Genomic DNA, 16,931 nt, shown 5'->3' with positions numbered 1-16,931 from the left:
AAAAGTTATTTCTGTTAATTTCCGATATATCGGATTTAATGATCTGGTACTTGTTATTAAAGTAAAGAAGGGTATGTGAAAAAGTGAAGTTAGCTAAATTACATTTAAAGAATTTTAGAGGTTATCGGGATATAGAAGTCAAGTTTAATGAAAATTTGAATATATTGATTGGTAAAAATGACGTCGGTAAAAGTACCATCCTTGATGCTCTGAATATATTTTTTAATGATGAAGTAAAGCCTGAAACAAGTGATTGCTACAAAAATGCATCCGAAAAAGTAATTGAGATAAGTATATCATTTGAAATTGAAAGTGATGAGCTTGTAATTTTAGATGCATCTAATCCAACGTCTTTGGAAAACGAATACCTTTTAAATAAAGAAAATCTTCTAGAAGTAAAAAAGGTAATTAATGCTGGTGGAAATTCAATTACTAAAAGTAGTATTTCTGTTCATTTAAATACCTATCACCCCCTTGTAAATGAAAAGCCATTAATTACATATAAAAGTATTGAATTGAAAAAATTGCTAGAGAATCATAAAGATAAGATTGATAACTATGAAGGTATTAATAAAACCAAAAAGGCAGATATGAGGAAGGCAATTTTTGAATCACTTATAAATGAAGGAACAATATTTGAAGAAAAGACAATAAATATCAAAGATATTCAAGATGATAGCATAAAAACATGGGTTAAACTTAAAGAAAACCTCCCACTTTACAATCTTTTTCAATCGGATCGAGCTAATACTGATGGGGATAAAGAGGTACAAGACCCAATGAAGGCAATAACGAAAGAAGTCTTAGTCAGCCTTCAAGAAGAATTAGACAAAATCAGAGACGAAGTAGTAACGAAAGTAGAGGAAATCGGTAATAAAACGATAGAAAAATTACGCGACTTTAATGACGAAATTGCCAATGAACTAAAGACAATACCCGAACTAAAAAGTTGGGATTCTATTTTTAAATTTAACCTAGATACGGATAATGAGATTCCTCTTAATAAAAGAGGAAGTGGCGTAAGAAGATTGATCCTTTTGAGTTATTTTAGAGCGCAAGCCGAAAAAAGTGCTGATGAAACTGGGAGCAACAATATTATTTATGCTATTGAAGAACCTGAAACATCTCAACACCCTGATTACCAAAGGATGATTGTAGATTCATTGACTACTATTGCTAAGCAGGAAGGGAATCAAGTTTTTATAACTACCCATACTCCCGAAATAGCACAAATGGTAAACAAGGATGCTTTAATAATGATTACGAAAGATGACAGTGGCAATCCATACATTATCACGGAAGAAGAGATAAAAATCAGGGAAGTTGTTAATACTTTAGGGATTTTGCCAACTATTCATTCAAGTGTTGTAATATGTGTCGAAGGGCCGCATGATGTTAACTTTTTAAAAAACATAAATAAGACCGTACCAGAATTTAGGGATATTATTGACCTACAAAATGCTGATATTAGTATTTACGATTTAGGTGGCAGCAGGTTAATTAATTGGATAAATCTAGACCACTTCAAATATTCAAACATTAAAGAATTTCATTTATATGATGGTGATATTCCAAAATATAAAGAGTCTGTTAAAAATATGAATAGTATAAATGATGGAAGAAGAAAGGGCGTAGTGACTAGCCTTAGAGAAATGGAAAATTACATACCGCCACATTTAATAGATGAACATTTTGAATGTGACCTCTCCAAACAACTAATAAATTGGAATGACTTTGATGTTCCTAATTATTTAAAGGGCGTAGCAATGCAATATATTAAGAACGATAAGAAAAGGGAAAATGCTATAAAGGGAATTTTAAATTCTACTTTAACCCAAAAGATCACTGCTGATTCATTGAAACAACATGGTGTTTACGAAGAGATTGAAGGATGGTTTAAAACTATAAGTGAAATGTATAATACAACTGCTAAAGTATTACAATAAAATAATCATTAGCTTTGTTTTTTCAGCTGGGACCAATGGGTCAGACCCTGCTACCTTAAAGTGTTGAAATGATTGGAAAGTCTTGTTGAGTGAAAACTTCTACAGGGCTTTTTTTATATTGAAATCGGTGCCTGTTATTTTCCGATGAAAGCTATAGTTAACGAACCGCGCTGCGGAAGTTCAGGATATCTATAAGCGCGATACTTTGTTTTGCAGATAAAGCAAAATAAAAAGCAAAACACATGCTTTAAAGCAAAAGATCATAAGAAATGCGGTGTCGATAGTTATATCCGGCCAAACTGCTTCTCTATGGTACAATGTTGTTGGAGGTGGGGCTTGTGGATAAAAGGCTATTAGAAGAACATTTAGAAGAAATGCAGCCATATTTATTAAAATGGTTCAGAGAATACAATGTAATGCTGCTCACTTCTCCCTTTAAAACATTGGAATATGAAGTGTTTATGGATGGTTTTGCTCCGGCAAAAGATATGCTGTGTCAAAGCTATCTCTATTCAATTTCAGAAGCCTTTAAAGAGTTGGTAAAAACGTATTATTATTCCCTATCAGCGTATGCCATAGAGAAGAAACTTAGGGAAGAAGGAGAAATTGGTTGGAGTAATTATTGGAAGTACGAAGTAAAAAATTACTATTTTAGAAGCATCATACCAAGATTCATTTCCCTGTTAGACTACGTAGCAGTTATGGTAAATGAATTGTCTCAGCGTAAGTTAATATCAAATATAAGAAGGGTTTATTTTAATGGTATTAAGTCCGTCTTGGAAATCCGGAAAGAAGGAGCTGGATGGTTAACTTATGAGGATATCAAAGAATTGAGTAAGATACTGTCCTATGCATACAGGGATATTAACGAAGAAGAAAAGGATGTTCTAAAACTTTATAGAAATACAACAACACACCGATACTTTGTTGGAATTGATGAATTGACTGTTCCTATTCAAAGAAGAAAGATAACAGAGCAAGAGCAAGAATTATATAAAATTAGGGATAATTATAGTTATAGAGTGACAGGAAAACCAGACTATACCTTTGAAAAGTTGAATGAAACCATCGAAAAACTAATGAACAATTTAGACTTCATGATCTCCCAATTGATGGAGATGGATTTCATGCAAAATGTTGTAACACGAATAGTGAAAGAATAATAATGATTCGGAAAGGTTTTTTGTTATCTGGTTGTATATCATTAAGGTTAAGTTCCAATTATCTGTTAAAAAAGGCACTGATACCAGCACCTTCTTTAATTTTCAGACTTAGAACAATCCTATTTATAATGGTTAGTTAATATATCTGATATACGCTCAGAAGACCTTTTTACAGTACCTAATCCGATATCATTAATAGCAAGTCCTTGTGCCATTTGTTTCTTGTCCACTGTATTTTCATCGATATTAATACTATCCCTCATTAAGCTATGCCCATGAACAAAGCAACTAATGCCACTTATTAATCCATTGTGTTCACCCGCAACAACGCTGGGAACTTTCATTTCCAACAATTCATTAATTAATAATCTATAATTCTCAGTGGCCACTCTAGCGTTATTTTGGTTTTCTATTAATTCTTTCTTTGTATGTACTAATCCTTCATTTAATCTTGCTGTACGATTAGTGATACTAATAATTTTGTCACCAATTTCTTCAAGTTTTTTGGCATAATTACGATATTCTTGTTTCATTATTATCACCTCCTACTTAAAGCAATTCGACAAAAAGAGGCTATTTCCTCCATAATGGATTTTAGATTGCCCATTGGAAAGTACTTTTTCTTGACGAAATTGCGCAATTACAAAGTTAACATATTATAGGTAAAGATATAAGTAATACAATGATGTCAGAGAATTAATGAATGTTTAGTATTGTATATCTTTTTACATAAACTGCAGCAGCTAATTAAATATTTTTAAAATATACTCATATTTAACGTAATATAAGTGCTTAGCAGGAAGGGGTAGAGTTATTTTATGACAGATCATAAGAGGAAGTTCGAATGTTCGAATAGGTCGATAAATGGGCGAGGATAACAGGTGAACGTGCAAGGATTGATGCTAAAGATAAGACAGAACAAGGATGGGTTAGAGAGCATTACGATGGTACACTTGAGATAATAAATTCCGCAGAAAATGGAAGTAGGGAAAATGCGGAAGAAAGAACGAATAAATAGAATTAGGACATTCTTACACGGGATTTGGGAGAAGCAAACTGATGTGCGATTTTGACATTGGGGTCAAACCCAGCTGCCAAAAAGGGGAGCTGGTTGAAAAACCTAAGACGGCAAGGTATATTCTTCCTGCAGCCCATAGGACATCTGCAAATGCATCTAACAAAAACAGATATATATATAAACTTTAAATTAAAATAAAGGTGGGAATAGGGGAATGAGTATGAAACACAATGATTTCCTTTTTAATAAAAGCAAGGCAAACGATTCTCAACTACAGACATTTTTTAGTGGATACGATGATAGATGGAGATTAACTAAATTGTTATCTATTAAAATGACGTTGGAAGACAGAGAAAAATTGAAAAGAAAATTACGTTCCTTTTACGGCCATGAATTTAAAGAGCATGAAAATAATTATATCTACCTGAATTATTCACAGCTCAAAACTAAAACGCCATTATGGTAAATTGAACGCTGCACCAGCGTTCTTGGATTCCAAAATCGTGAAAATAGAACCAAAGCAACTAAAACATGGCGATATCATCAGCTTACTGCCGATTTTGGACATACGTCTCCTGTGTCTGGGCTTGGGCTTTAAAAAATGACCTATATTTTTACACTATATTTTTACCGTCTTATGTCGGCTTCATAGCCTGTATTCGTTGCAGCACCTGCCAAAAAAGTTTCGGATAGACAAAGCTGGAAGCCAGTTTGAAGTAAAACGATCGTCCCGATCGAACCAGCTTGCTGGCTACCTTGATCAACTTTGTGCGAATGGTCTGGATCTGCATGTTCTGGTGACCATCGGGGAAGCAAAGCGTGCGCAGCCAATTGGTTAAATTATAGGCCAACAGGCTCAACATCATTCTAACCTGGTTGACTTGAAAGTCATGACTGCTCATACGATCCATATAAAAGCCATTTTTTGCTTCCTTGATATAGTTTTCCATTGTCCCTCTTTGCTTGTAGGACTGGACAATCGTTTCAGGTGAAAATGTGTCACCCAAGTTCGTGACAAAAAACCCATGCGTGAAAAGCAATTCACCTGCCGGACGAATGGATTGGATGACCACTTTTCTTGGTTGGGACCAGGACCCAGCCTGATAGTGTATGGTCTCATAATAGCACTCGGTTTGCGTGGCATCGGCTGGTGTCGTATTGGGATGAAGTTCGGCTGCAATGCGCTTCAAAGCAGGGTTGGCTTTCAAACGAATCACGTAAAACACGGATTCACGTTCACACAGCTCATACAGGGCTGGAACGGCAAAACCGCTGTCACCGCGCAGGAACGGTGTGGTTGTCGGAAACACGTTATTATAGTGCTGTATAACAGGTTCGATAAAATCAACCACCCCATTGGACGTATAGACACTGCCCGGACGTAGATCTGCTTTCACAAAGTCACCTGTGATCCCGTCAAAAGCCACCAAAGGATGGAACCCAACGGTTCCATAATGGGTGTTGTAATTCGCTGCTTCCTGATTACCGTAGGTATCAGCGTGGGTGGAATCCAAGTCCAGGATCAGGGCATCGGACGCCCTGTATCGGTGCACCCTGTCCAACAGGTCCTGATTGGCCTGATTCAGTTGATCAATCGAGTTGGCATCAAATCGTTCAAGAAAGCGTGACAGACTAGGCTGAGAAGCCAGAGCTTTCGTCCCAATAATTTGTGTCAGGACAGGATCATTTGTCAGTTGATCGGCGGCATCATCGCCATCGTATCCGGCAATGATCTGGTAGATTTTTTGACGCAATAAGTCCTGATTGGCATGAATATGGTAGTGTCTTTCGTCGTTCAGCACCAGATATTTCGCCAATGTCCGGGTGAAACCAATAGTTTCGTCAAATTCCCGAAACAGGAATTCACCGGTATCCGATGACAGGTCACCCCCATCATGCGACAATTTAATTTGACGGTTGAAATCAAGCGTTATTTGCGGTAAAGTAGCCAATATAAGAACCCCTTTCTGTTGGTTTCTGTTGGTACTTTAACTGTAACAGAAAAAGGGGTTCTTTTTCATTTATTAGATGAATATATGATTTGGTCAAACAACCTGACAATCAAGGGGTTAAGCTATACCAGAGTGTTTTTGTGAATAATTCAGGATCTATAATGAGGTAACAAATGGTTTAATATTCAGTGCCATTTCAGAGCTGCTTATGTATGTGGAGGACTATATAATTCTAATGAAAAATATTAGGGAAAATGAAGATTTTATTAAAAAAGTAGTGTTCTATTATGCAAGAGATATTGGAAAAGCAGCTAACCGTATTGAGGTTTTATCCGTTGATGAATTGTTGAAAGCTTACATGGTTCCTAGCAAGTCATATCTCGAGGCAGTAATGACTGATCAAATCGAAGGAAAAGAAGAAAACTTAGCGGTTTTTGCAACAGGTTCACAAAATCTAATTGATTATACTCAATCGGTGCTAGAGTTTTTTAATGACTACAGATTTTTCTACAACCAATACAAACATGGACTGACAGTTGCCCTGAGACCATTTAGCGGAACTTTGAATAAAAATGAGTTGCATAGACGTAAAACTTCTTTAGATGGCCTGCCTATTAGTTATGATAATGAAACGATTGAAAAAGCATTTAAAAGTAAACAAGAAGCTTTTGTTATTCCAAATCTTACTCCTGAAATTCAACCCGGTATTACTAAACTTCAGGAAGAACGAAATTTATTAAGATACCGTTACGGTGAATTAATTGATATTAATGATTTAATCAATATTGGAAAGCAAGTTCATTCTCTAATTAGAACTTTAATAAAAAATAGAGTGGATTACATTGTACCTGAATTAGAGGAAGGAAATACTTTTTATTTACCAATACCTAAAAAGAAAGACGCTTTTCGTTTTGCTAAAATAACCACAGTGCCATTAGAAAGTAAACTCACATTAAAAGATTTTAGTTTTCGTATATAGATGTATTTGTAATAGATGGACAAAGGCAAAGTATAGAGTATTTAATAAGATTAGTCGGAATGAAAAGTGAGTGATATATTGGTTACGTGGATTGATCATGATATTGGGATCAGCGTATAATAGTAAATAAGTCAAACATTATTTTAGCTAAAAATGACCAACCAAAACTAAAACTCTCGGTAATAGGGTCAGACCCCATTGTTTTAAAGTCTCAAAGTGCTGATTTATTGAAGTTCTGTGGAGAGTAAAAAATCTCTGCAGGGGCTTTCATTACCTTTTATATTTTAAAGTATAATATGGAAGAGAGGGGTGTGACGATGACAGAAGTTAATGATATCCATAGTAAATTAAGCGAAGAGCAACTTTCTAAAATTCAAACTAATTTTAAAGAAAAAGTAAAAAAAGATGCAGAAGAAATGTCAGAACAGTTTTCGAGAACTTTGGATAATGTAATTACAAAAATTGATGAAACTGGGTGGACACTTCCGATTGAAATGGCAATTTATCCAATCAATGTTTTGGGACAGACAAGTGAAATTAAAGATATAAATCAGTTTTTTTATTGGTATTTCACGGAAAATGAGCGCTATAATTTTGTAGGTTTAGTAGATGGAATATTAAGTTCTACTATTGATGAAAAATTTAAAACTGCTATTAAAGAATGTGTATTTTCATATGAAAATAAAAAATATATTATCACTTCAATAACGTTGATTACAGTTATAGAAGGAATTTTATCAAGTTTTTATCCGGATAAAACTAATGTAAGAATGATGAAAGTATGTCAAATACAAGTTGATAAAATTGAAGGAAATAAGAGTGTTATAGAGAAATATGTGTGGCTTTCATATAATAATTTTGTTAGGAAGTTATACGAGAAGTCAGACTTTAATAATACTGAACCATCCTCTATTAATAGACATTGGCTATTGCATGGGAGATCAGAATATAATTTAACTGAAATAGATTGTTTGAGGCTATTTAATGCTGTTTCAAGTATCTGTTCAATAGTTAATAAAGAGGTATAATCAAACACTTGTGGTCAGACCTCCTATCCACTTCTTTTTTATATGTCTTTTCGGAAAATAGCTGAAGGGAAAAGTGAAACAGATCTGGTTGGATAATTAATAATGAAATTCTGTTGCTTTCATTTAATGAGGCTAATGAAATTTTAACAGTAGGTTTAGCGGTACAGTCAAAATAAAAAGTTATTAGCGAGCTGTGTGGTTATTTCAAAGCGTGTTGAATGATTAAAATAGAACTAATCTTGGTCCTGTGGAGAAGAAATCTCCGCGGGGCATTCTTTTATCTTGCATCAAAGTCAACGCTATCTCCCGCTTCTTATCCGTTTAAGTTACACGTCAAAAAATGTTTTGCAGTTTGATCACTTTCTATCCCCAAACCATTTATCCCACAACTCATGAAAAACGAAATTATACTTAATCATTATTCCGTAACCAAATGCAAGACTAACGATGGTAAAAGGTGCTGTGGGCTGATTAAGGAAAAGATCCGCTACAACCATATACGTAACTGCTACATTAAGACAGATGGTCATAGCATTGATAAAAAAAGCAATTTTAAAAAAGTCCATCGTTAATTCTCTTTGTTTTGTTTGATTGTTAGCGTGGATATTCTTGAAAGTACTTACATATAACTAAACGAAATCTATCCGACTATATCCGACATAATACAACCGGCAAGTGGATTCGAAAGGCTGGCGTGTCGAAACAGCCAATTGATCAGTTTTGGTTCGATGCTAAATTCCTCAACAATAACTTTGCCTTCGATAAACAAAATAACAAGTTCCACGGTCAAAGTGATATTGGAATCATATTCTTTTATTGTCATTCCTGTACGCCAAGTCTGATATTGTTCTATGTCTGTACCGGAATCCTCAAGGTAAACGGAAACCTGCCTATCATTGGTAATCTGGACCAGTTTGTTATAAAGGTCTTCGATGTTTTCCCTAAAGACCTTCTCTTTTAATACTCCTTCTATCACATTATCCTTAACGCTTACCGCATATTGGTCAATATCAAGTCTTTCATTCATGTGGTCCTCCCAGTTGGCTTCACTAAGTTCTTGATTTGATTTCGCTGTGAACTTTTTTACAATGCCAAGCGCGTAGTATGTACCCACTTAAATCCCTCATTTTACGATTAAGATTTCTTCTTATTCTTGCGTTTCCCTAATGTCTTATTAGGCTATTATAAGTATTAATCAGTCATGTCTATACCTTAAATCCATGAAATGACTGATTAAAGTGGTTAAAGAGGCGGAAGGGAATAACCGTGACATTATATTTATAAGGGTATTGATTTTTTTATTAAGAACATAAATGTAGATGGACGGGTTCTGCCTAATCGCAATCACACAACATATCGTATATAATAAGGGAAAATTCAAATTGAAAGGGGAATTTCAATGGTGGACTTCCTTGCGTTCTTTTTATTAATCATTTTATTATTCTTGGCTATTAGGTCTATCGTGAAGTTCGTTATGCTTCCCGCCACGAAAATTATAATTCGAATCATGTTTAGGAATAGGTTTGTACAATTGGAAAAAGATCGACAAGTAAATGTAGGCAAACTACGAAATATGGGGATTAAGGTTATATCTGATCGTGAAGCGACTGGGAATTATACAAGCGTTAGGTAACTTTTAAGATATTGCGGAAAGGCGGTATGTTCATTGTCGGACAATAAAATTCCTAAGAGAAAATTTGCATGGGTCGATAAATGGGCCAAGATGACGGGGAACGGGCGAGGATTGATGCTAAAGCAAATAAAACCGCTATCGTTTATGATACAAAGTATGGGACCGTTAAAGAGCATTATGACGGGACAATAGAGTATATGGATGGAGGTCTGATAATGAGAGAAAAAGAGCGAATCAACCGTATTATGTTGTTGCTACAGAAGATTTGGAAGCAACAACCAGATGTGCGGTTTAATCAATTGATATCTAATCTGCAGCAAATGTATTCAGCGGAACATAACGGGTATGGACGGAAAAAGATAAAAGAAATAGATCTCTTTGACAAGGAAATAGAAACTGCTTACCTAGACTTCTTTTTCTTGGAGGATGATAAGTGGGAAGAATTTTTGCAAGCGATTGTTGATAAGCAACAGAATGACAATAGTGGTAGTAATGGATAGAAAAACGAATATGGAAGATAAGATTTTGTATATGTATTTGGATTTCGATGGTGTATTAACGACCAAGTTCTCCGTTTCATCAAAGCTACATCCCGGACTACAATTTGATGATGTTTGTGTAGACAATTTAAAAGCAATACTAATAGAGTTAAAGAATTTATTTGCGGAGATAACTATTGTGGTCATTAGTGACTGGCGTTATGATTTGTCACGCGACCAATTAAAGTACATTTTAATTGAAAAATATGGATTAGAACAATTTATTGACCGAATTGAATTCACTGATAAGGGAAATACCCGTGAAAACGAAATTAAGCAACATCTTGCTATGATTGGTGAAGCGGATGCATTCGTTATTCTGGACGATATGCGTTATCGTGATGGGTTACTGATTAAGCATCTTGTACGAACAAGAGCAGAAGACGGGATACGGGCATATGAGGATGTAAGAGCTTGTATCATGCAGATTTTACATAAGTAAACTTTCTCTTCCTGTGTTAGTGTGAATGCTTATGTGTTATCTGCCCATAAAGCATCTTGTAGCCCTTCAATAAACCCCGTACAAACTGAAAATTTATATCTTATTTTATAACCCTAAGCTTACCCCATCTTTCCTCGATTAATCCTTTGCATAGTAATCGAGTTATATTCCTTTCTATCATCGTATAATCCACCTTTATGGCAACTAAATCATCGATAGATAAATACATTGGAAATTTGTCCGTGAGTTCATGTAGAATACTTAGCTCAATTAGATTAAGTTCGTATCTTTGTGAAATATCATAAGCGCGTATCACTTTTTCGGTACCTTCTTTTTACTTCAATTTGTTGACACCATTTGCTATTTTAGCACTTGGCAGTGTATTTTTATGGATTCGTTTGAACATTTATTTACATTTTCCTGTACTAAGCTGACAGCGCATTAGTTGCCGAGGTTTCGCTTCATATAAGTTAGTTAGAGGATAGCGGTTTGATGATGATGGCGTGGTAAAAGCAATAACTATAAGGATATGTAATATATGTGTAATGGTTGCTGTTGTAGGGTATCTATAGAGGCTAACTATTTTTTAAACGAGGTATTTTTATGAACAAAACCATATTAAATAATAAATCAGAGTATAGACAAGCAAATATCATTCGATTAAAAATAAAGGAAAATACATACACAAACAATGATTTGGCCATACTGCTTGGGCTTATAAAAAGGAATGCAGAAAAATTGGATGTAAGTCAGCGAAAGCAGCTTTGTGAGTTGGGGCAATTTCTATTTGCAGTTGAACGACAGGAGCGGTTACCGGAAGATATTCTAGATCTGGTTGATATTGTGTTGGTAAAAGGGGAATAGAATTTATCCGGGGGTCATCCCTATACCGCTTCTTGGTAGATTTGAAAGTAAGAAAATGATATTGTATTCGTAATATTACATGGGTTATTAGTAGCATAATGACCAATTGGGGGTGAACTAATGGGGGTAAGGGGAGTAAGTACGGGTGACACTTGTAGGCTCTATAAGAGATGTAAAATTTGTGGTGAATATAAATATATGAAAAGTTTTCCGGCTACAGGCGGGAAACACAACAGGCCAAGCAAAAGAAAATCATATTGTCGGGACTGCAAAGATCGTAGGCATGAAAGAATACTTGGTCCAAGACAGGAATATAGTTTTGATTCATCATTGCTAGATGCGACTAAAGAAATTACCATCCGTGGACGCAATACAAGTAATTATAAGTATGAAAATATAATAAGCTATGACAAAGCGAAGAGGTTAGTGGAAGAGGGAGCGGCAGGCATTGTACATAGTACGCTAATTCATCATTTCTTCAATAGGAAAACTTTATGGAAATTTGTATTAGAACGGGATGGTTTTATATGCCATTATTGCGGTTTCTACGGTGACACAATTGATCATAAAGTTCCTAGAGCAAAAGGCGGAGCAAGCACACCAAGCAACTGTGTTTGTGCTTGTATCAAGTGTAATCGAAATAAGGATGACATTGAATATGAGGAATATATAGATATCGTGGAATTAACTGAACAGAATTAAAAAGATCGATGAATGTGAGGGATGTGCTTGGTAAAATTGTTTATGTTGTCACAGAAAACGCCATTCATTGGAGTATAAGGCTAGCTATACTAACTGAAGCTGTTCAGTTATGAAAAGCTACAGGTAAAAGCCGTCCTTCTCATCTGGTGGCTAAGGCTTGGTATGTTATTACAGAAGATTTGGGTGCAACAGACAGATGTGCGGTTTAATCAATTGATATCTAATCTGTAGTAATTCAGTGCAACATGACAGGTATGGACGTAGTAAAATAAAAGAAGAAGCGGATGCATTCGTAATTTTAGATGATATGACTTATAGCAATGAAACATTGGCTAAGCATCTTATACAAACAAGTACAGAAGATGGAATACGGCCATATGAGAACGTGAGGACTTATATAATGCAAATAATACATAGATGACCATAAAAGGACTTTTGGAGTTGTTCTGCATTGTTTTGTTGGCTAGAATTATATTAATGTTCCCTTTTTAATTAAACGGGTTATACCGTCAATAGAAATGCCAGTTTTTATGGATAAATCTATAGCATTTGAATTTGGATATTTAAATAAAACCTTTTTAACCGCCTTAATATTGTTTTGTTCTATTTCGTAGCATTCGTTACATAAATCATGCATAAGTTGATCAATTTTCCCACAGTGTACACATAAACCATTACGCTTCATTGTTTACCACTCCTATTCTGTGTTGGAATCCAGTTTATCTAAAACGTTAACTAAACTTTCAAAATTAGGCTTAACAATAAAATCTATTGCCCCTAGTTGCAGTGCCTCAATAACATTTGATTCTGTACCCATAGCTGAACACATAACCACTTTTGCTTTCAAATCAAACGCTATAATTTCCTTCAATGCAGTTAAGCCATTTACATTTGGCATCGTTATATCGAGGAAAACAATATCTGGACGTATTTGTTTATATGCCTCAATCGCTTTTTGTCCATCGGTTGCTTCAACAATGTCTAGATGTCCATGTTGTTGAATCTTACGTTTTAAAAATCTTCTCATAAACGTTGAATCATCCGCTATTAATATCGTTCTCATGTTGTGCTTTTTCTTTCTAATTTTGTCATTCGCTGATGTTTTATAATTAACTCATCTAATTCTTGACTGCATTCTAATGTCTTATCACTATTAAAACCAAATGTTTCAGCAACCTTTATCATCGTTTCTTTCTTATGATTAATCAATTCCAGTAGGTAGTCTGTTGTTATTTTATGATCTGTTATAAGCATCCCATTACCTCCTAAAATCTTCACTCTGAAGTAAGGATACTCAAAAAGGCGAACCAAACAAGATAGGTACACCTATTAAGAGAGCTTACTTCGGTAACTAGGCTACCTTAGCTAATGAGCTTTAGGTCCTTGGTTTTGCGTCCTTACCTTTCGATAAGTTTGCCATTATCGGATAAACTAAATAACTAGTTCAATTGAACCACGTTCATTTACCTGTATTATCGGTAAAATGAGTAACATTATGAAGGGTTTTCCCTGAATTATCCGTTTTGCCTTTTATAAGGTTATCTGCATATGCAGATTCTTTAAGGTGCGGATAACCCATTGAACTTGCACAGGAAGAATCGCGATGATACATTGGCTGATAAATAAGAGTAGACGGCGAAATACGTTCATATTAGGACGTGAGACCTATATATCGCAAACTCATACAATAATAATAAATAATAGTAGATGAACCCAATTTTCCAATCTATTTCTTTTTAGCCCCGTTATTTGCTGCATTCTGGGGACTAATTTGAACATAATACACGATGTATAAATTGGGCTATTTTTGAATTTTATATCATGTAAGAATGATTATGTGCAACAAGAAAAAAATAAAGGATTATCCCACTTTTTATCGAATTAGTTCTGATAATAGGAGGTGGTAGTAATAAAATTCTATAATAAGGAAGGCCTTATCGAAGGATATATTCAAACGCCTATAAAACCCGTACACACAATGGTATTTGTGGTTGAAGGCAAGCTAGCATTAGAACTAAATATTACTGATCAAGCAACTGCGAGTAGAGGTTGTGGAGTTTCGAGAGAGAACGTTCATAAATGGCTGTGGGAAAAAGGAAACGAACTCTTTTTAATTGAATCGTTTTCTTATCAAACTAGGATTACTATAACAGCTAATGATGTTATGAATGGAAATATAGTTACTCCTTTTGGAAATTTACAAATGGAAGAGATTTAGCACCTTTTTAATGGTGCTTATTCTATTGCAGCAAATAAGGCACATGATGTGACATAGAATGTATTTTTGCTAATTTATGTAGTTACCACATTAACAGGATAACAATCCCCTGAGTAGAAACTTCTTAATTATTCTACTTTATAAACAATCACCATCTATTCCCAAACCATCTATCCCATAGCTTGTGAAATACGGGGTTATATTTATTCATTACTCCGTAACCAAAGGCAGGAGCAACAATTGTAAATGGACGAATAGGTTGGTAGAAAATGAGATTTACTATAACAATATAAGTTACCGCTACATTAAGACTGATGACCATTGCATTGATAAAAAAGCAAGTCTAAAAAAGTCCATGAAAATTCTTCTTTGTTTTAATTTGAATCAGTTTACATATTGGCTGCTGTTGCTTCTCATTATTTTTACTCTTTCAAGGTAATTGTGATTGCACTCATTGTTTCTGCTATAATATACCTAATCCGTGGTGTTAGGATAATCCAGCAAAACCCACACAATAAAAGGTGTAATCCACTGTACCCACGTTGAGTGAATTTACATTTATCATTATCAATGTCAAATTAGTAACAACCAAGGAGGCACCATTATGCATAAATTCCACAATACCGATATTCCGAATAAGTTAAGGAATATGACTGTAGAAGAGACCTTAAAGGAACTCTGTAAGGCTCAAGAAGGAAATGCTGATCAGTACAAGAAAACAATGACCATGATGCTTGAACAGATGGAAAAACAAAACAAAAATATGGATAGGAAACAGGAAAGAATTGATCAGCTATCTAATGAGTTATCCCAATCGACATCTAAAACAAATTACGACAGATTATTAGAAGCATTCCAGCAATCCGACGAAAAAGTGTTAGACATCACGAATGAAATAATAAAAAGGATACAAGCATTTACAGATTTGAAAAGGAATATGAAAAAGGTTGATGATGAAGCAGATACTGAATCACTAGATTTCGTTATAGATGAACTTCGTAGTTTACTTGAATATACGCAATATAGATAATCCCTACCTCAATTTAAAGTGAATTTTGGAAGTGGAAATTGACTGAAGCGAATCAAATAACACTCTATTTCCTTGTGTCTTTATTTAAGAAATTGGTTTATCCATCCGCTTCCATAGAAGTTTCTTCCCCTCTTCCCGCGCTTCTTTGGCCTTTCTCAATAATCTGGGTCATTGACTTGTCGTTGATGTAACGTTTGAGGAATTTAATCATTTAAATTGTTTTCTAGCATTTACTTACGCCTATTTCTCCCGTTTAATGATATAACCGCCACCTGCACATAATTAGGAAGGTATTATCCAACTATATCGCACATTACACAACCAACAAGTGGGTTTGCGAGATTAACATGCCGAAACAACCAATTAATCAATTTCGGCTCAATGCTGAATTCCTCCACAAGAACTTTCCCTTCTATGAACAGAATGGCAAGTTCAGCGGTCAAGGTAATATTTGGATCGTATTGTTTAACTGTCATTTCCGTAACCCAACTCTGATATTGCTCCATGTTTTTTCCTGAGTCCTCAAAGTATATTGAAATCTTTTCGTTATCAGTAATTTCAACAAGTTTGTTATAAAAGTCTTCGATGTTGTCTTCAAATACTTCCATCTTCAATTCCCCGTGTATTTCTGCACCATTCATGCGCAGAGTATATAGCTGAATATCTATTCTTTCATCCAGATATACGTTCCAAATAGCTGGACTGATCGCTTGGTCCGATTTTGCTGTAAAGTGTTTTACAATTCCTAATGCATAGTATGTACCCATAATGCCCTCACCTTTCTGTTATCAGTGTTCTGAACCTTATTATATCTTTTATGTCTCATTTTCTCTCCCTACTGTGTTCTTCAAACTAGTAACCAAAAGAAAGTTGCCTAAATAGGGTCGAATTCATGTTATTAATGACAAACGAATGGCGGGAAGGCTACATTGTTTTTAACAATCGAAGGTTAAAAGCGTGCAATATAGAGGTTATACTATTTAAAAGATTAATTGACTTATCATTGTTTAGAAAAGAAGCAAGAGGCGGCCTTTTGGGTCATTGAATATCGTTAAAAAACATCGATAAGGATGTGCGGCGGAAATAATTGCTGTCATCTTTATCGATGTTTTTTTATAAATAAGTAGAAAGAGAGGCGTTTAAGTATGAAAGAATACTGTGTTATTCGTTCAACAAAAAATAGGGATTATCAAGAAACAGTAATTGAAGCGAACTCGATGGATGATGCGAGGGAAAAGGTAAGGAAGCATTATGTTAATAAGTTATTGGAAAAAGAAAGCTTTATCGTCTTCCCAGTGGCTAATCATCTTGGATTTAACGAACTAAACCGATTGATTTTTCCGGATGGTGATGTCGTGATTCTTATTGGACAGTTTTAGAAATTAAAAAAAATCTGCAATATAAGGGAATACTCTGT

General features: G+C 34.8%; 20 protein-coding genes and 1 riboswitch. Of the genes, 12 read left to right on the top strand and 8 right to left on the bottom strand.

All coding sequences use genetic code 11. The features are described 5' to 3' along the window. Positions 1-83 precede the first annotated feature (83 nt). Entirely contained in the window at positions 84-1,946 is a 1,863-nt protein-coding gene (locus tag FFL34_RS06820) for an ATP-binding protein (RefSeq protein WP_138602674.1), read from the top strand. 338 nt (positions 1,947-2,284) lie between these two features. Then, positions 2,285-3,109 carry a hypothetical protein gene (locus FFL34_RS06815; protein ID WP_138602672.1) on the top strand — a complete coding sequence of 275 codons (825 nt, stop codon included), beginning with the start codon at positions 2,285-2,287 and terminating at the stop codon, positions 3,107-3,109. 119 nt (positions 3,110-3,228) lie between these two features. On the opposite strand, the gene FFL34_RS06810 is transcribed toward FFL34_RS06815, so the two are convergent. Next, positions 3,229-3,642: a hypothetical protein gene (locus FFL34_RS06810; protein ID WP_138602670.1), complete on the bottom strand. Its 414-nt coding sequence runs from the start codon at positions 3,640-3,642 to the stop codon at positions 3,229-3,231. Between the two features lie 705 nt (positions 3,643-4,347). On the opposite strand from FFL34_RS06810, the gene FFL34_RS06805 reads away from it, so the two are divergent. Then, positions 4,348-4,593 (top strand): hypothetical protein, encoded by a 246-nt coding sequence (locus FFL34_RS06805; protein ID WP_138602668.1) that lies wholly within the window; start codon positions 4,348-4,350, stop codon positions 4,591-4,593. A gap of 169 nt (positions 4,594-4,762) precedes the next feature. Here FFL34_RS06805 and FFL34_RS06800 read toward each other — a convergent pair whose 3' ends face one another. After that, entirely contained in the window at positions 4,763-6,079 is a 1,317-nt protein-coding gene (locus tag FFL34_RS06800) for an IS1380 family transposase (protein WP_138602666.1), read from the bottom strand. Between the two features lie 235 nt (positions 6,080-6,314). Between FFL34_RS06800 and FFL34_RS06795 the strand changes: the two genes are divergently transcribed. Together FFL34_RS06795 and FFL34_RS06790 are read left to right on the top strand one after the other, a co-directional pair. After that, complete coding sequence (locus tag FFL34_RS06795) at positions 6,315-7,058, top strand: hypothetical protein (RefSeq protein WP_138602664.1); 744 nt, start codon at positions 6,315-6,317, stop codon at positions 7,056-7,058. Between the two features lie 317 nt (positions 7,059-7,375). Beyond that, complete coding sequence (locus FFL34_RS06790) at positions 7,376-8,086, top strand: hypothetical protein (RefSeq protein WP_138602662.1); 711 nt, start codon at positions 7,376-7,378, stop codon at positions 8,084-8,086. 356 nt (positions 8,087-8,442) lie between these two features. On the opposite strand, the gene FFL34_RS06785 is transcribed toward FFL34_RS06790, so the two are convergent. Continuing rightward, positions 8,443-8,652 (bottom strand): hypothetical protein, encoded by a 210-nt coding sequence (locus FFL34_RS06785; RefSeq protein WP_138602660.1) that lies wholly within the window; start codon positions 8,650-8,652, stop codon positions 8,443-8,445. A gap of 74 nt (positions 8,653-8,726) precedes the next feature. Further along, entirely contained in the window at positions 8,727-9,200 is a 474-nt protein-coding gene (locus FFL34_RS06780) for a hypothetical protein (protein ID WP_138602658.1), read from the bottom strand. 599 nt (positions 9,201-9,799) lie between these two features. Between FFL34_RS06780 and FFL34_RS06775 the strand changes: the two genes are divergently transcribed. The 4 genes from FFL34_RS06775 (at position 9,800) to FFL34_RS06760 (ending at position 12,266) form a co-directional block, all read left to right on the top strand. After that, the gene (locus FFL34_RS06775; protein WP_234031581.1) at positions 9,800-10,219 is read left to right on the top strand and encodes a hypothetical protein; all 420 of its coding nucleotides are present in this window, start codon (positions 9,800-9,802) and stop codon (positions 10,217-10,219) included. Then, positions 10,212-10,700 (top strand): HAD domain-containing protein, encoded by a 489-nt coding sequence (locus tag FFL34_RS06770; RefSeq protein ID WP_138602656.1) that lies wholly within the window; start codon positions 10,212-10,214, stop codon positions 10,698-10,700. The genes FFL34_RS06775 and FFL34_RS06770 overlap by 8 nt, the downstream gene beginning before the upstream one ends. Before the next feature lie 603 nt (positions 10,701-11,303). Then, positions 11,304-11,564 (top strand): hypothetical protein, encoded by a 261-nt coding sequence (locus tag FFL34_RS06765; protein ID WP_138602655.1) that lies wholly within the window; start codon positions 11,304-11,306, stop codon positions 11,562-11,564. A gap of 120 nt (positions 11,565-11,684) precedes the next feature. Then, positions 11,685-12,266 (top strand): HNH endonuclease, encoded by a 582-nt coding sequence (locus tag FFL34_RS06760; protein ID WP_138602653.1) that lies wholly within the window; start codon positions 11,685-11,687, stop codon positions 12,264-12,266. Positions 12,267-12,735: 469 nt separating this feature from the next. Here FFL34_RS06760 and FFL34_RS06755 read toward each other — a convergent pair whose 3' ends face one another. Genes FFL34_RS06755 through FFL34_RS06745 form a run of 3 tightly spaced genes read right to left on the bottom strand, consistent with a single transcriptional unit; the run spans position 12,736 to position 13,520 of the window. Beyond that, positions 12,736-12,951 (bottom strand): hypothetical protein, encoded by a 216-nt coding sequence (locus FFL34_RS06755; protein ID WP_138602651.1) that lies wholly within the window; start codon positions 12,949-12,951, stop codon positions 12,736-12,738. A gap of 12 nt (positions 12,952-12,963) precedes the next feature. After that, positions 12,964-13,329 (bottom strand): response regulator, encoded by a 366-nt coding sequence (locus FFL34_RS06750; RefSeq protein WP_138602649.1) that lies wholly within the window; start codon positions 13,327-13,329, stop codon positions 12,964-12,966. Then, positions 13,326-13,520: an aspartyl-phosphate phosphatase Spo0E family protein gene (locus FFL34_RS06745; RefSeq protein WP_138602647.1), complete on the bottom strand. Its 195-nt coding sequence runs from the start codon at positions 13,518-13,520 to the stop codon at positions 13,326-13,328. The genes FFL34_RS06750 and FFL34_RS06745 overlap by 4 nt, the downstream gene beginning before the upstream one ends. An 89-nt stretch (positions 13,521-13,609) precedes the next feature. Continuing rightward, a riboswitch (cyclic di-GMP riboswitch) is annotated at positions 13,610-13,694 on the bottom strand. Positions 13,695-14,166: 472 nt separating this feature from the next. Between FFL34_RS06745 and FFL34_RS06740 the strand changes: the two genes are divergently transcribed. Both FFL34_RS06740 and FFL34_RS06735 read left to right on the top strand, forming a co-directional pair. Beyond that, complete coding sequence (locus FFL34_RS06740; RefSeq protein ID WP_138602645.1) at positions 14,167-14,484, top strand: hypothetical protein; 318 nt, start codon at positions 14,167-14,169, stop codon at positions 14,482-14,484. Positions 14,485-15,088: 604 nt separating this feature from the next. Then, positions 15,089-15,514 (top strand): hypothetical protein, encoded by a 426-nt coding sequence (locus FFL34_RS06735; protein ID WP_138602643.1) that lies wholly within the window; start codon positions 15,089-15,091, stop codon positions 15,512-15,514. Between the two features lie 293 nt (positions 15,515-15,807). Here the strand turns inward: FFL34_RS06735 and FFL34_RS06730 are convergent, their stop codons facing one another. Beyond that, positions 15,808-16,281 carry a hypothetical protein gene (locus FFL34_RS06730; protein ID WP_138602641.1) on the bottom strand — a complete coding sequence of 158 codons (474 nt, stop codon included), beginning with the start codon at positions 16,279-16,281 and terminating at the stop codon, positions 15,808-15,810. Between the two features lie 378 nt (positions 16,282-16,659). Here FFL34_RS06730 and FFL34_RS06725 point away from each other — a divergent pair, with 378 nt between their 5' ends. After that, positions 16,660-16,893 carry a hypothetical protein gene (locus FFL34_RS06725; protein ID WP_138602639.1) on the top strand — a complete coding sequence of 78 codons (234 nt, stop codon included), beginning with the start codon at positions 16,660-16,662 and terminating at the stop codon, positions 16,891-16,893. The last annotated feature ends 38 nt before the right edge of the window (positions 16,894-16,931 follow it).

The sequence above is a fragment of the Lentibacillus cibarius genome, from assembly GCF_005887555.1.
Classification (GTDB): domain Bacteria; phylum Bacillota; class Bacilli; order Bacillales; family Amphibacillaceae; genus Lentibacillus; species Lentibacillus cibarius.
The sequence above is the reverse complement of the archived record's forward strand: the minus strand, read 5'-3'. Positions and strand labels throughout refer to the sequence as shown.

Coding starts and splice junctions, on each gene's coding strand:
- FFL34_RS06810 (WP_138602670.1), bottom strand. CDS start 3,642: ATGAAACAAGAATATCGTAATTATGCCAAAAAACTTGAAGAAATTGGT.
- FFL34_RS06805 (WP_138602668.1), top strand. CDS start 4,348: ATGAAACACAATGATTTCCTTTTTAATAAAAGCAAGGCAAACGATTCT.
- FFL34_RS06795 (WP_138602664.1), top strand. CDS start 6,315: ATGAAAAATATTAGGGAAAATGAAGATTTTATTAAAAAAGTAGTGTTC.
- FFL34_RS06790 (WP_138602662.1), top strand. CDS start 7,376: ATGACAGAAGTTAATGATATCCATAGTAAATTAAGCGAAGAGCAACTT.
- FFL34_RS06785 (WP_138602660.1), bottom strand. CDS start 8,652: ATGGACTTTTTTAAAATTGCTTTTTTTATCAATGCTATGACCATCTGT.
- FFL34_RS06775 (WP_234031581.1), top strand. CDS start 9,800: ATGGGCCAAGATGACGGGGAACGGGCGAGGATTGATGCTAAAGCAAAT.
- FFL34_RS06770 (WP_138602656.1), top strand. CDS start 10,212: ATGGATAGAAAAACGAATATGGAAGATAAGATTTTGTATATGTATTTG.
- FFL34_RS06765 (WP_138602655.1), top strand. CDS start 11,304: ATGAACAAAACCATATTAAATAATAAATCAGAGTATAGACAAGCAAAT.
- FFL34_RS06760 (WP_138602653.1), top strand. CDS start 11,685: ATGGGGGTAAGGGGAGTAAGTACGGGTGACACTTGTAGGCTCTATAAG.
- FFL34_RS06755 (WP_138602651.1), bottom strand. CDS start 12,951: ATGAAGCGTAATGGTTTATGTGTACACTGTGGGAAAATTGATCAACTT.
- FFL34_RS06750 (WP_138602649.1), bottom strand. CDS start 13,329: ATGAGAACGATATTAATAGCGGATGATTCAACGTTTATGAGAAGATTT.
- FFL34_RS06745 (WP_138602647.1), bottom strand. CDS start 13,520: ATGCTTATAACAGATCATAAAATAACAACAGACTACCTACTGGAATTG.
- FFL34_RS06735 (WP_138602643.1), top strand. CDS start 15,089: ATGCATAAATTCCACAATACCGATATTCCGAATAAGTTAAGGAATATG.
- FFL34_RS06730 (WP_138602641.1), bottom strand. CDS start 16,281: ATGGGTACATACTATGCATTAGGAATTGTAAAACACTTTACAGCAAAA.
- FFL34_RS06725 (WP_138602639.1), top strand. CDS start 16,660: ATGAAAGAATACTGTGTTATTCGTTCAACAAAAAATAGGGATTATCAA.